This is a genomic window from Pseudomonas sp. ARP3 (genome assembly GCF_001029595.1).
Classification (GTDB): Bacteria; Pseudomonadota; Gammaproteobacteria; order Pseudomonadales; family Pseudomonadaceae; genus Aquipseudomonas; species Aquipseudomonas rhodesiae.
The window spans coordinates 72,321-84,561 of sequence record NZ_LEKF01000014.1 but is presented as its reverse complement, the minus strand read 5'-3'; the positions used below and the strand labels follow the sequence as shown (position 1 = coordinate 84,561).

Here is a 12,241-nt window from a genome sequence, read left to right as displayed (position 1 = left end):
GCTATCGTGACCCTTCGCACCTATCAGAACCACACGCCAACCCTGGGCGTCGGGGCGTTTGTCGATATTTCGACGGTGGTGATCGGCGATGTCGAAATCGGCCCCGACAGCTCCGTATGGCCGCTGACCGTGATTCGCGGCGACATGCACCGCATCCGTATCGGCGCGCGCACGAGCATCCAAGATGGCTGCGTGCTGCACATCACCCACGCCGGGCCCTTCAACCCCGACGGTTTCCCGCTGCTGATCGGCGACGATGTGACCATCGCCCACAAGGTCATGCTGCATGGTTGCACGGTGGGCAGCCGTATCCTGATCGGCATGGGCAGCATCGTGATGGACGGCGCAGTGGTGGAGGATGACGTGATCATCGGCGCCGGCAGCCTGGTGCCGCCGGGCAAGACGCTGGAAAGCGGTTTTTTGTATGTGGGCAGCCCGGTGAAACAAATCCGTGCGCTGACTGACAAGGAACGCGCCTTTTTCACCTACAGCGCGGCGAACTACGTGAAGCTCAAAGACCTGCACCTGGCGGAAGGATTCGACCGATGACCCTGCATTACTCCACCGTGCTGTTCGATCTGGACGGCACCCTCACCGACCCGCGCGAAGGCATCACCCGCTCGATCCAGTACGCCCTCGCCAAGTTGGGCATTGATGAACCAGACCTGACCCGCCTGGAACACTTCATTGGCCCGCCGTTGCTGCAAGCCTTTATGCAGTTCTATGACTTCGATGAAGCCAAGGCCTGGGACGCGGTGAATTTCTATCGCGAGCGCTTCAAGGTCACCGGGCTGTACGAAAACCGCGTATTCGACGGGGTGATGCCGTTGCTGGAGGCACTCAACAACCAAGGCCGCCAGCTGTACATCGCCACCTCCAAGCCGTGGGAATTTGCCCGGGAAATTGCGCGGCATTTCGACTTTGCCAAGCACTTCAAGGTGATTTACGGCAGCGAGCTGGACGGTACCCGCACAAATAAGGTCGAGCTGATTGCCCACCTGATCAAAGAAGAGAGCCTGGACCCGGCCAACACCCTGATGATCGGCGATCGCAAGCACGACCTGATCGGCGCCCGTAGCAACGGGCTGGATTCGGCGGCGGTGGGGTATGGATTTGGCAGCTTTGAAGAATTGAATGCCGAAGCGCCGACCTGGCATTTCGAGACATTGGCCGCGATGCACGGGGCGTTTTTGCAGCGGCCTTAAAAATCGTCACCGGGGGCAAGCTGTGCAGCGTAAAAAGGTGGGAGGGGGCTTGCCCCCGATGAGGCCCTACAAGCCCACACCCTCCAACTGCCTTAACGCAGCCTTGCGCTGCATCTGCGGCATCTCGCCCATCTTTTCCACCGCGGCGTAGAATTTCAGCCAATCCCCACCTTGCTGGGCAAACAACGCCGCAAACGCCGGCACCCACTGGTCATACAGCCCAAACGGCAGCAGCCGAGCGTTATTCATCGGCTGATTGATCCAGGCGTCATAGCGTTTATCGCCCGCCCACTGGGTGTCGCGCAGTTGTCGATAGTCGTGGCGCAATTGCTCGAACTGCGCCGCCTTGGCCTGCCGCATCACCTCCGGGGCCAAGGGCTGTACGTAGAGTTTTTCCAGGCATTGGCGGGTGTCGAGGATCAGGCGGATAAATTGCTCGCGCTGCCGCGCCTGGGTATCGCTGATCGGCCCCAGCCCCCTCGCTGCACGCCATTGGCGCGTGCCTTCTTGCTCGACGAAACTGGCAAACGACTCGTTGAACTCCGTGTCGTCTTTTACATAGAAACGCTGGTGAGCCAATTCATGGAAGATCAACGTGGCCAGCCGCTCATCGCCCCAGTTCAACATCGAATTCATGATCGGGTCGTCGAACCACCCCAGGGTGGAATAAGCCTCCACGCCGCCGATCGCCACATCCATGCCTTGCAGCTTCAACATTGCCGCCTCACCCCGTGCGGCGCCCTGGTTGTAATAACCGCGATAGGCCACGCAGCCGGCAATGGGAAAGCAATGGGTCTGAGGCGTCAGAGAAAACTCCTGCGTGGCAAAGACATTCCAGACCACATAGGGACGACCGATGTCCGCGTACAGCCTGTAACTCAGGTTATCGGGCAAGTGCAGATGGTCGCTGGCGAAGGTGCGTGCCTTCTGCGCTTGTGCCAGGTGTTCGCGCAGTACTTGCGGGCGCGTCGGGTCGGCAATGACTTGGGCCACGGGCTCGCGGGCGCGCAATAACTGCCATTGACCGCTCGCCAATTGGCTGTAGTAAGTGACACTGGAGCAACCGCTCAGCAGCACAGTCAACGCCGCAACAACAAAACGCCTGACCATATTCCGACTGCTCCTGGGTAATGTGCGCGCCAGACTAGCGTGCCTGCCGGGAATTTTTCCACGGCCTGAGGTGTTTATACTCAAACCTCATCCTGCATAGAGACTGTGCCATGCGCCCATTGCTGTTTGCCGCCGCTGCCTTACTTCTGAGTGCCTGCACCACAACACCGGTGCCGTCGGCCGACCCACAACAGGCATGGGTCGATTTCATCACGCCCACTCCGGGGGCGAAGCTGGTGATGGCACAGCGTCTGGACGGCAAGAATCTCGACGACGGGCGCTACTTCCAAATGCCGCCCGGCGCCCATGAACTGATGGTGCGGTTTGATTTTGAGGTGCCGGCGGGTGGCGGCCTAGGTAGCCTCAGCCAGATGATGTACCGAACCTGCTTTATGACGTTGCAGTACGACCACTTCCAGGCCGGCCAGCGCTACCTGCTGGAAGGTCGCTCGCTGGCCTTCACGCCCAACATCCGGCTCTACGACTCGGGCCGTCAGTTGCTGGCAGAGGAGCGCAGTGTGAACTGCCTTTAATCAGTCGTTGTTTTTCTGGTAGATGATGCGTTTGGTGCCGTTTTCGCACGTACCGACGATCATGGCGCTGTCGTGGTTCTTCGCTTCTTCGGCGGTGATGATTTCCAGGGTGTAGGACGGAATCGCCTTGGCCTGGATCTTCACTTCGATCTCTTTCCTGAGTTCTTCACAATCTTTTGGAGCGGCCACGGCCGATGTGGCCAACACACCGCAGATGATCGCCAAGGCAAAACGTTTCATGTTGAAGCTCCCTGAATGCATTGCGCACGAGTGTGCGACTAGGCTGCATAGGGTATAGGACCACAGTTGCGAATCGGGAGTTCTGATTTAACGCAGAACATCGCGGGAGGCGGCTTACGCCCTCCCACGATGGACCTTGTGTCAGTTTACGAGCGTGCCATCCAGGGTGATGGTTGCATTCAACACCTTGGATACCGGGCAACCTTCCTTGGCCTTTTTGCTCAGTTCATCGAACTGGGCCTGGCTGGCGCCTGGGATCTTGGCCTTGAGCGTCAGGTGCACGGCGGTGATCGCAAAGCCACCGTCGACCTGGTCCAAGGTCACGTCGGCCTGGGTGTCGATGCTGTCAGCCTTGAGGCCGGCATCGCCCAGAATCATGGAAAACGCCATGGAGAAACAGCCGGCGTGGGCCGCGCCGATCAGTTCTTCCGGGTTGGTGCCTTTGCCGCCTTCAAAACGGGCCTTGAAACCGTAATGCGCTTCACGCAGTACGCCGGTTTCGGTGGAAATGGAGCCCACACCTGTCTTCAGATCACCTTCCCAATGCGCGGATGCCTTTTTAACGATACTCATAGCTTTCTCCTCGAACGGTGGTTTTGCTTCAGTAAGGTTCTGAGGATAGAAGCTCTGGCAAAGTTCAGTCATAGGAAAAACCCAGCAATTAAGTAGGATTTTTTACGCACGCTATTGAATCTCGGGTATATGCCCTCATTGCATAGAACATGCACATGAAGCGGCAGGTTTTGGTTCGTCTTAAGAAGCCTGCGCCCCTACTGGAGAAGCAGGCTTATGAAATCGCTGTCCGACATTAAGTTTTCCGCCCTCGACCTGGTGCCCGTGCGGGCCAATGGCAGCCCGGCGCAGTCCCTGCGCAATTCCCTGGACCTGGCTCAGCACCTGGAAAAATTCGGCTACAACCGCTTCTGGGTGGCTGAACACCACAACATGGATGGCATCGCCAGCTCAGCCACTTCAGTATTGCTCGGCTATCTGGCCGGCGGCACCTCGACGATTCGCGTCGGCTCCGGCGGTGTGATGCTGCCCAACCACGCGCCGCTGGTGATCGCCGAGCAGTTTGGCACCCTCGAAAGCCTGTACCCCGGGCGCATTGACCTGGGCCTGGGCCGCGCGCCTGGCTCCGACCAGATGACCGCCCGCGCCCTGCGCCGTGAGCGCTCGGGCAGCGCCGATGACTTCCCCGAAGACGTGGCCGAACTGATGGTCTACCTGGGGCCGCGCACGCCAGATCAAAGGGTCATCGCCGTACCCGGCACCGGCACCAACGTACCGGTGTGGCTGCTGGGTTCGAGCCTGTTCAGTGCGCAACTGGCCGGCGAGCGCGGTTTGCCTTACGCCTTCGCCTCCCATTTCGCACCACGCCTTATGCACGAAGCGATTCGCGTGTACCGCAACCACTTCAAGCCTTCAGCCGTGTTGGATAAACCCTACGTGATGTTGGGCATTCCGCTGGTGGCAGCTGATACCGACGAGCAGGCCGATTACCTGGCGACGTCCGTCTACCAGCGCATCCTCGCCTTGATGCGCGGCCAGAGCCTGGTGCAGCGCCCACCGGTGAAAACCATGGACGGCCTGTGGTTGCCCCATGAAAAGGACGCAGTCGGAAGTTTCCTCGGCCTGGCCATGGTGGGCAGCCCGGCGAAGATCCGCGCCAAACTTGAGGTGCTGATCGAACAGACCGGCGCGGACGAGTTGATCTTCACCTGCGATCTGTACGAACACGCCGACCGGATTCATTCCTACGAGTTGCTGGCGCAGCTGATGAAGGGCTGACCCAACCTCAGGCGAAAAAAAACCGACGCACCCGCGTCGGTTTTTTATGTCTGCAACACGGGGTTAGCCGCGTTTGTAGACGATTTCCTTGGTACCGCCTTCGCAACTACCGACCACTTGGGCGTCGGTCGAAGCGCCTTTGTCGACGATTTCCAGCGAATAGCCCGAAGCACCTTTGGCGTCGATTTTCGCGGCAATTTCGCTTTTGAGCTCTTCACACGGCTTACCCGCGGCCAGTGCGGAGCCTGCAATGCTCAACAAACCTACTGCTAACAGGAGCTTCTTCATCCGTTACTTCCTTGCGCTGATCGAAATGGACATACCGTTGCAATGGCATCGGCACCCGAACGGTGTAGCGCAGGTTATGGCAATCGGCCAGTCAGCAAGTTCAACTCACGGGATCAACTGCTGGCAATCCGGAATCCCACTTTCAACGTCACCTGGTAATGCGCCACCTTGCCGTTTTCGATATGGCCACGGGTTTCGGTGACTTCGAACCACTCCAGATGCTTGAGGCTCTTGTTCGCTTCGGCGATGGCATTGTTGATTGCGTCTTCAATGCTGGTGGTGGACGAACCCACCAATTCGACTTTCTTGTACGTGTGATGATCGCTCATGGTGTTTCTCCTAAGGGTGGTTTATGCAGCCTAGCAGTCAATCTTCGTACTGCTTCTGGCGGCCGTTCCTACCCGAAAGTTCAGATTTACTGCACTTTCTGCAAACCCCGCAGTCGGTATCTACACACGCCACTCAATCACTTCAGGAGAGTCCACATGGCCAACACTTCTTTACGCAAAGCGTCGCTGGAAAGCATGGAAGCCGAGATTTCGAGCCTGCTCAAGTCCCTTGAAAGTCTCAAGGACGATGCGTCCGATGAGTCGCGCAAAACCTTGAAGGCCCTGAAAAGCAATGCCGAGAACGCGCTCAAGCATTCCCGTCACCTGATCACCGATGCCTACGAAGAAAGCAAAGTCAAACTGCGCGAAACCGGCGTGGCGACTCGCGATTACGCACAAGAGCACCCATGGACCACCGCCGGCGTCGCCGTTGGCGCACTGGGCCTGCTGGCGGCTTACCTGCTGTGCAAGCGCGGTGACTAAACCGGTTGGCGCGACAGCTCAGCCTTGAGCCATTGCGCCAACTGCCGAGCGCGCCCATCCGCGGCGCGCTTGGGTAGCCACAACGCCAGGTGCGCCGGGGTTTCGCTGAAACCCCACGGCGCCACCAGGCGACCGGCCCGCAGATCCTCTGCCACCAACGGCTCCGGCGCGATCGCCACGCCCAGCCCGGCCACTGCCGCCTCCAGCAAATAATACAAATGCTCAAAGCCTTGCCCGTGCTTTAACGCCGCCGGTGCGATGCCATATTGCTGCGCCCAGCTGGGCCAAGCCTGGGGTCGTGAAGTGGTGTGCAACAGCGCCTCGCCACACAACGCCGAGGCGGGCGCCTGGCGCAAACGCTCGTAGCCGCTGAAGCGCGGGCTCATTACCGGCCCGATACGTTCACTGGCCAACTCGTACACTTGCATATCCGCCGGCCATGGCGGTTCGGCGAACACCAGCAAGGCATCCAGCCCAGGCCGACGCGGGTCCAGATCGCCATCGCCCGCCGAAAGATGCAGGCGCAGGTCCGGCAGATCGGCATTCAGCCGGCCCAGCCGCGGGATCAACCAGCGCGCGAGCAAGCTGCCTGAGCAACCGAGCACAAACGGGGCATCCACGCTGCTCTGAGTAAGTTCGGCACACACATCCCTCAAGCGCTCGAACGCCTCGCCGCTGGCGTCCCGCAGCCTTACCCCGGCATCTGTGAGTTTAAGGCCACGACCTTCTTTGAAGAACAGGCTGACGCCCAGGTGTTCTTCGAGCACCTTCAACTGGCGACTCACTGCGCCGTGGGTCACATGCAGTTGCTCAGCGGCCTGGCTGACGCTGTTAAGGCGCGCGGTGGCTTCAAATGCGCGCAAGGCATTGAGGGGCGGAAGGTCTCGGCTCATCTGTGAGTTTTCCTGACAGGTTGCGGCGATCTTATCGGTTTTCAGCATCGAATGTGAGGGGTAGAGTGGCCCTCATTGCTTCCCACACGAATTCTTTCCTGGAGCGTCCCATGACTCAGTCCCAGACCGATCTACGCAACGGCCCAGACGCCAGCGGCCTGTTTGGCGCGTTCGGCGGCCGCTACGTCGCTGAAACCCTGATGCCGTTGATCCTCGACCTGGCCCGCGAATACGAAGCGGCCAAGATCGATCCGGCATTCAACGAGGAATTGGCTTACTTCCAGCGCGACTACGTCGGTCGCCCAAGCCCGCTGTATTTCGCCGAACGCCTGACCGAATACTGCGGCGGCGCCAAGATCTACCTCAAGCGCGAAGAGCTGAACCACACCGGCGCGCATAAGATCAACAACTGCATCGGCCAGATCCTGCTGGCGCGACGCATGGGCAAAAAACGCATCATCGCCGAGACCGGCGCTGGCATGCACGGCGTGGCCACTGCCACCGTGGCTGCGCGTTTCGGCCTGCAATGCGTGATCTACATGGGCACCACCGACATCGAGCGCCAGCAGGCCAACGTGTTCCGCATGAAGCTGCTGGGCGCTGAAGTAATCCCAGTGGTCGCCGGCACCGGCACCCTGAAAGATGCGATGAACGAAGCCCTGCGCGACTGGGTCACCAACGTCGACAGCACCTTCTACCTGATCGGCACCGTAGCCGGCCCGCATCCGTACCCGGCGATGGTGCGCGACTTCCAGGCCGTGATCGGCAAGGAAACCCGCACCCAGCTGCAAGCCCAGGAAGGCCGCCTGCCGGACAGCCTGGTGGCGTGCATCGGCGGTGGTTCCAACGCCATGGGCCTGTTCCACCCATTCCTGGACGACAAGAGCGTGGAAATCATCGGCGTCGAAGCGGCCGGCCACGGCATTGAGACCGGCAAGCACGCCGCCAGCCTCAACGGCGGCGTACCGGGCGTACTGCACGGCAACCGCACCTTCCTGTTGCAGGACGACGACGGCCAGATCATCGACGCCCACTCGATTTCCGCCGGCCTGGACTACCCCGGCATCGGCCCGGAACACGCCTGGTTGCATGATATCGGCCGCGTCCAGTACACCTCGGTGACCGACCACGAAGCCCTCGATGCTTTCCACAAATGCTGCCGTCTGGAAGGGATTATTCCTGCACTTGAGAGCGCCCATGCCCTGGCCGAGGTCTTCAAGCGCGCACCGACGCTGCCGAAGGATCACCTGATGGTGGTCAACCTGTCCGGCCGTGGCGACAAAGACATGCAGACCGTGATGCACCACATGGAACAGTCTCAGCAGGAGAAACACTAAATGAGCCGCCTGCAAACCCGCTTTGCGCAACTCAAGGAACAAAACCGTGCCGCCCTGGTGACCTTCGTCACCGCCGGCGACCCTGGCTATGACGCCTCCCTGGCGATCCTCAAGGGCTTGCCGGCTGCCGGTGCCGACGTGATCGAGCTGGGCATGCCCTTCACCGACCCAATGGCCGACGGCCCGGCCATTCAACTGGCCAACATCCGCGCGCTGGCCGCCAAGCAGAACCTGGCGAAAACCCTGCAGATGGTTCGCGAGTTCCGCAAGGACAACAACGAAACACCGCTGGTGTTGATGGGCTACTTCAACCCGATCCACAAATACGGCGTGCCCGCTTTTATCGACGATGCCAAAGCCGCCGGTGTGGACGGTTTGATCGTGGTCGACATGCCACCTGAGCATAACGGCGAGCTGTGCGACCCGGCCCAGGCCGCAGGCATGGATTTTATCCGCCTCACCACGCCGACCACCGACGACGCGCGCCTGCCGACCGTACTCAACGGCAGTTCCGGGTTTGTGTATTACGTGTCGGTGGCCGGTGTGACCGGCGCGGGCGCCGCCACCTTGGAACACGTCGAAGAAGCCGTCACGCGTCTGCGTCGGCACACCGATCTGCCGATCAGCATCGGTTTCGGTATTCGTACGCCGGAACAGGCCGCCGCAATTGCACGGCTGGCGGACGGTGTGGTGGTGGGCTCGGCGTTGATCGATCACATCGCCAATGCCAGCAGCGACCAGCAGGCTATCGACGGCGTGCTCAGCCACTGCGCAGCATTGTCGGAAGGTGTACGTAACGCTCGTAAGTAAAGGCCTCAGGCTCCCGACTGATCTAGGCTAGGCTGAAGGTGGGCATTGCGCCCCACCTTCAACGCACTTCTTGCCTATTGCTGTCTAACCACCTCTGCAAGCCCCACCGTTCTTGCTCCGTCGGTCGTTAAGTTAGTTGCATCAGAAGTCATCATTGTCTCCCTGGAGTCCATCATGGCATTTGATCTCGTCCCACCTTCAGACCCGCGTCACTCCACCTTGCAAAAAGGCTTCAACCTGCGCTGGCCAAAAGGCAACGTTCAGGGCGAGTCGTCGCCCGACGGCGCCAACCTGATATACCTGTGTCACACCCCCCAGGACATCATCGACGCCGCCGCCCAGGCATTGGCGATGCCCAACGGCCGCATCACCGTGCGCAGCGGCGGCCACTGTTACGAGGGCTTCGTCTCCAACGTGATGCCCAATGCGCCTGGCGAGGCATTATCGATTTTGGATGTAGGCCAGATGAACCAAGTGGCCTACGACCCCAATGGGCAGATTGGCTCAGTGCTGGTGCCCGACTCGACCTACCGCTACAGCGTGCGCCTGGAACCTGGTTGCCAGAATTGGGACACCAGCGTCGCGCTGTACAAGCTGGCGGGCAAAGCCTTGCCGAGCGGTTCCTGTTATTCGGTGGGGCTCGGCGGGCATATCTGCGGCGGCGGTTACGGGTTGCTATCGCGCAAATACGGGCTGGTCTGCGACTGGCTGGACGGTGTGGATATCCTGGTGGCCGATGCCACCGGCATAGGCCTTGAACCGGTGCATGTGTCACGCGACAGCACCGATAGCGACGAGCTGGATTTGTTCGCGGCCTGCTGCGGTGCCGGTGGCGGCCAGTTCGGCATCATCACCAGTTACTACTTCAAGGCGCTGCCGCCGGCACCGAAGGAAGTGCTTTGGCTGCCGTTGGAATGGGATTTGAACGAACTGGACCGCACCAAGCTCGGCGGGCTGCTGGACGCTTATCAGCTCTGGTTTGCAAGCCATCAGGCGGACCCCAGCACCTGGGGCCTGGCCACCAAGCTGGAGATGCGTCACGCCAATACCGGCAACGTCACTCTAGGCATTCATTACGTCGACAAGGATGGCCAACTCGATGACCTCGCGCCCTTCGACGACTTTGTCAGCAGCATGCTCGCTGCGGTCGGCGGGAGTGCACGGGAATCATTGTTGCCGTTTCATGTGGTGCACCAGCCCAGCGGCATGAATAAGGGCCGCCACATCACCTCCCTGCGCACCGCCCATGACGCCGCCAGGCGCCTGGACTGGCTGTACGCCACGCAATCGCTCAACGGCTCTGGCGACAATCAGCGCGGTCGCTATAAATCGGCGTATCAGAAAGGCGCGTTCACGCTACAGGTCAAGGACGCGATCTGGAACACATTGAAATGGCCCGACCCAGCGCAATACCTGACCCAGAGCCTGATACAGATCCAATCGTTCGGCGGGCGCATCAACGAAATGGAGGCTCCGATCCTGGCGCAGACCTCCGCCGCCCAGCGTTCCTCGTACCTCAAATGGCAACCGCAGTGCTATTGGCATTCGGCGGACGATGCAGTGGACCAGGCCCATGCCAACTGGATTCGCGGACTTTTTAAAGCGGCGTTCAGCACCGGCGTGCCGGACGATGCGCAATTCGAGGGCTGCTACATCAACTACCCGGACTTGGATATGACCTACATCGGCGGCGACCCGGCCAATGCCAAGAACCCGTCGTGGTATGGAATTTTCTTCCCCAACCCCCTCATCGAGAGCCGTCTGCGTAGAACCAAGCAACGCTGGGACCCATTGAATGTGTTCCGCAACGAAATGTCGGTGCCACTCCCATAACGACCGGCCTCTTAGGCTACAGCCCCGCTGGCGAGGGCATTGCGCCTTCGCCAGCGGGTGGCTGGTTTACAGCTCGATGCGCTCGACCTTGCCTACCAGCAGCACGTAGGACAACGCCCCCAGCAACGCCAGCAGCGCGATGTAGGTGATCGCTGGCGCAAACGAATCGCCGCTGGCCAGGAAACCGATGACGATTGGCGTGGTAATCGCCGCCAGGTTGCCGATGAAGTTGAACACCCCGCCGGTCAGGCCCAACAAGCGCGCCGGGGCGAGAGTCGAGACCAGCGACCAAGTGATCGAAGCCAGCCCGTTGCCGAAGAACGCCACGGCCAGGAAGGCGATGACCAACGGGGTCGATTCGACGAAGTTGGCGCCGATGATCGCCGTGGAGATCAGCAGGCCGCTGATGATCGGCAACTTGCGCGCAAAACCCACGCTCGCGCCGCGACGGATCAGCCAGTCGGAAAACAGCCCGGAACACAGCACCCCAACGAATGCCGCGAGAAACGGCAGCGACGCGAGCATGCCGGACTTGATGAAATCCATGCCGCGGTACTTCACCAAGTACGTCGGGAACCATGTCAGGAAGAACCACAGCGTGGAGTTCAGGCAGAACTGCCCGAGGTAGATCCCCCACAGTTTGCGCTTGCTCAGGACAATACCCAGGTCGACCCAGCTGAATGGCGTCTTGGTCTTGGCCGTTTGAGTGCTGAGGTCCACCAGCCCGCCGCCGTCGCGGATCAGGTCGATTTCGGCCTGGTTGATACCTTTGAAATCACGCGGCTCGCGGTACACCGCGTACCAGATCGCCGCCCACAGAATGCCGACGCCACCGGTCACCACAAACACCATGTGCCAGCCATAGCGATGCTGCAGCCAGGCCAGGACCGGCGTCAGGAATGCCAGCCCGACGAATTGCCCGGAGGTGTAAAAGCCAATGGCGGTGGCGCGTTCACGCTCGGGAAACCAACTGGTGACCACGCGGCTATTGATCGGATAGGCCGGCGCTTCCAACGCACCGACTGCCATGCGCAAAACGAACAGCGCGATGAAGCTGGCGGCAAACCCCAGCATCACAGTAGCGATAGACCACAGCAGCAGGGCAGCGGTGTAGAGAATGCGCGGCGGCACCCGGTCCACCAGCCAGCCGCCGGGGATTTGCATGGCCGCGTAGGTCCAGCCGAAGGCCGAGAAAATCAGGCCGACGTGCACCGGGTCGATACCAAGGTCACTGGTCAGGGCCGGGGCTGCAATCGAGAGGTTGCTGCGGTCCAGGTAGTTGATCACCACGGTGATAAACAGCAGCACCATGATGAAGAAGCGCTTTCGGCTAGGCGTGACTAAAGGAGCCTGCCCGGTCAAGGATTCAGGTTGCATGGGGGGAGTCTC

General features: G+C 60.4%; 15 protein-coding genes. 8 read left to right on the top strand and 7 right to left on the bottom strand.

Going from position 1 to position 12,241, the window contains the following annotated elements; translation table 11 throughout:
* The first annotated feature begins 6 nt into the window (after positions 1 to 6).
* Together ABX75_RS17050 and ABX75_RS17045 are read left to right on the top strand one after the other, a co-directional pair.
* Positions 7 to 549 (top strand): gamma carbonic anhydrase family protein, encoded by a 543-nt coding sequence (locus tag ABX75_RS17050; protein WP_034101674.1) that lies wholly within the window; start codon positions 7 to 9, stop codon positions 547 to 549.
* On the top strand, positions 546 to 1,205 hold the full coding sequence (locus tag ABX75_RS17045) for an HAD family hydrolase (protein WP_034101672.1): 660 nt from the start codon (positions 546 to 548) through the stop codon (positions 1,203 to 1,205). The genes ABX75_RS17050 and ABX75_RS17045 overlap by 4 nt, the downstream gene beginning before the upstream one ends.
* Positions 1,206 to 1,271: 66 nt before the next feature.
* Here the strand turns inward: ABX75_RS17045 and ABX75_RS17040 are convergent, their stop codons facing one another.
* Positions 1,272 to 2,315: an aminopeptidase gene (locus ABX75_RS17040; protein WP_047882308.1), complete on the bottom strand. Its 1,044-nt coding sequence runs from the start codon at positions 2,313 to 2,315 to the stop codon at positions 1,272 to 1,274.
* Positions 2,316 to 2,425: 110 nt separating this feature from the next.
* Here ABX75_RS17040 and ABX75_RS17035 point away from each other — a divergent pair, with 110 nt between their 5' ends.
* Complete coding sequence (locus ABX75_RS17035; protein WP_034101670.1) at positions 2,426 to 2,848, top strand: hypothetical protein; 423 nt, start codon at positions 2,426 to 2,428, stop codon at positions 2,846 to 2,848.
* On the opposite strand, the gene ABX75_RS17030 is transcribed toward ABX75_RS17035, so the two are convergent.
* Positions 2,849 to 3,088, bottom strand: coding sequence for a DUF1161 domain-containing protein (locus ABX75_RS17030; protein ID WP_034101669.1), 240 nt, complete (start codon positions 3,086 to 3,088; stop codon positions 2,849 to 2,851).
* A gap of 141 nt (positions 3,089 to 3,229) precedes the next feature.
* Positions 3,230 to 3,661, bottom strand: a complete 432-nt coding sequence (locus ABX75_RS17025) for an OsmC family protein (RefSeq protein WP_047882307.1) — start codon at positions 3,659 to 3,661, stop codon at positions 3,230 to 3,232.
* Between the two features lie 216 nt (positions 3,662 to 3,877).
* Between ABX75_RS17025 and ABX75_RS17020 the strand changes: the two genes are divergently transcribed.
* Positions 3,878 to 4,879, top strand: a complete 1,002-nt coding sequence (locus ABX75_RS17020; protein ID WP_047882306.1) for an LLM class flavin-dependent oxidoreductase — start codon at positions 3,878 to 3,880, stop codon at positions 4,877 to 4,879.
* A 63-nt stretch (positions 4,880 to 4,942) separates the two neighbouring features.
* Here ABX75_RS17020 and ABX75_RS17015 read toward each other — a convergent pair whose 3' ends face one another.
* On the bottom strand, positions 4,943 to 5,167 hold the full coding sequence (locus ABX75_RS17015) for a DUF1161 domain-containing protein (RefSeq protein WP_034136332.1): 225 nt from the start codon (positions 5,165 to 5,167) through the stop codon (positions 4,943 to 4,945).
* A gap of 113 nt (positions 5,168 to 5,280) precedes the next feature.
* Entirely contained in the window at positions 5,281 to 5,496 is a 216-nt protein-coding gene (locus ABX75_RS17010; protein WP_003170747.1) for a dodecin, read from the bottom strand.
* Between the two features lie 156 nt (positions 5,497 to 5,652).
* Here ABX75_RS17010 and ABX75_RS17005 point away from each other — a divergent pair, with 156 nt between their 5' ends.
* Positions 5,653 to 5,979, top strand: coding sequence for a YqjD family protein (locus ABX75_RS17005; RefSeq protein WP_034101663.1), 327 nt, complete (start codon positions 5,653 to 5,655; stop codon positions 5,977 to 5,979).
* Here the strand turns inward: ABX75_RS17005 and ABX75_RS17000 are convergent.
* The gene (locus ABX75_RS17000; RefSeq protein WP_047882329.1) at positions 5,976 to 6,872 is read right to left on the bottom strand and encodes a LysR family transcriptional regulator; all 897 of its coding nucleotides are present in this window, start codon (positions 6,870 to 6,872) and stop codon (positions 5,976 to 5,978) included. The genes ABX75_RS17005 and ABX75_RS17000 overlap by 4 nt on opposite strands.
* Before the next feature lie 110 nt (positions 6,873 to 6,982).
* On the opposite strand from ABX75_RS17000, the gene trpB reads away from it, so the two are divergent.
* The 3 genes from trpB (at position 6,983) to ABX75_RS16985 (ending at position 10,852) form a co-directional block, all read left to right on the top strand.
* Entirely contained in the window at positions 6,983 to 8,209 is a 1,227-nt protein-coding gene (gene trpB, locus ABX75_RS16995) for a tryptophan synthase subunit beta (protein WP_034101662.1), read from the top strand.
* Positions 8,210 to 9,019 (top strand): tryptophan synthase subunit alpha, encoded by an 810-nt coding sequence (gene trpA, locus ABX75_RS16990; RefSeq protein WP_034101661.1) that lies wholly within the window; start codon positions 8,210 to 8,212, stop codon positions 9,017 to 9,019.
* A gap of 174 nt (positions 9,020 to 9,193) precedes the next feature.
* A complete protein-coding gene (locus ABX75_RS16985) occupies positions 9,194 to 10,852 on the top strand; it encodes an FAD-binding protein (RefSeq protein WP_047882305.1) in 1,659 nt (552 codons plus the stop codon).
* A 66-nt stretch (positions 10,853 to 10,918) separates the two neighbouring features.
* On the opposite strand, the gene ABX75_RS16980 is transcribed toward ABX75_RS16985, so the two are convergent.
* A complete protein-coding gene (locus ABX75_RS16980) occupies positions 10,919 to 12,229 on the bottom strand; it encodes an MFS transporter (RefSeq protein ID WP_040266541.1) in 1,311 nt (436 codons plus the stop codon).
* Positions 12,230 to 12,241 lie beyond the last annotated feature (12 nt).

Coding starts and splice junctions, on each gene's coding strand:
- ABX75_RS17000 (WP_047882329.1), bottom strand. CDS start 6,872: ATGAGCCGAGACCTTCCGCCCCTCAATGCCTTGCGCGCATTTGAAGCC.
- ABX75_RS17030 (WP_034101669.1), bottom strand. CDS start 3,088: ATGAAACGTTTTGCCTTGGCGATCATCTGCGGTGTGTTGGCCACATCG.
- ABX75_RS17045 (WP_034101672.1), top strand. CDS start 546: ATGACCCTGCATTACTCCACCGTGCTGTTCGATCTGGACGGCACCCTC.
- ABX75_RS17035 (WP_034101670.1), top strand. CDS start 2,426: ATGCGCCCATTGCTGTTTGCCGCCGCTGCCTTACTTCTGAGTGCCTGC.
- trpA (WP_034101661.1), top strand. CDS start 8,210: ATGAGCCGCCTGCAAACCCGCTTTGCGCAACTCAAGGAACAAAACCGT.
- ABX75_RS17025 (WP_047882307.1), bottom strand. CDS start 3,661: ATGAGTATCGTTAAAAAGGCATCCGCGCATTGGGAAGGTGATCTGAAG.
- ABX75_RS17015 (WP_034136332.1), bottom strand. CDS start 5,167: ATGAAGAAGCTCCTGTTAGCAGTAGGTTTGTTGAGCATTGCAGGCTCC.
- ABX75_RS17020 (WP_047882306.1), top strand. CDS start 3,878: ATGAAATCGCTGTCCGACATTAAGTTTTCCGCCCTCGACCTGGTGCCC.
- ABX75_RS17010 (WP_003170747.1), bottom strand. CDS start 5,496: ATGAGCGATCATCACACGTACAAGAAAGTCGAATTGGTGGGTTCGTCC.
- ABX75_RS17040 (WP_047882308.1), bottom strand. CDS start 2,315: ATGGTCAGGCGTTTTGTTGTTGCGGCGTTGACTGTGCTGCTGAGCGGT.
- ABX75_RS16980 (WP_040266541.1), bottom strand. CDS start 12,229: ATGCAACCTGAATCCTTGACCGGGCAGGCTCCTTTAGTCACGCCTAGC.
- ABX75_RS16985 (WP_047882305.1), top strand. CDS start 9,194: ATGGCATTTGATCTCGTCCCACCTTCAGACCCGCGTCACTCCACCTTG.
- trpB (WP_034101662.1), top strand. CDS start 6,983: ATGACTCAGTCCCAGACCGATCTACGCAACGGCCCAGACGCCAGCGGC.
- ABX75_RS17005 (WP_034101663.1), top strand. CDS start 5,653: ATGGCCAACACTTCTTTACGCAAAGCGTCGCTGGAAAGCATGGAAGCC.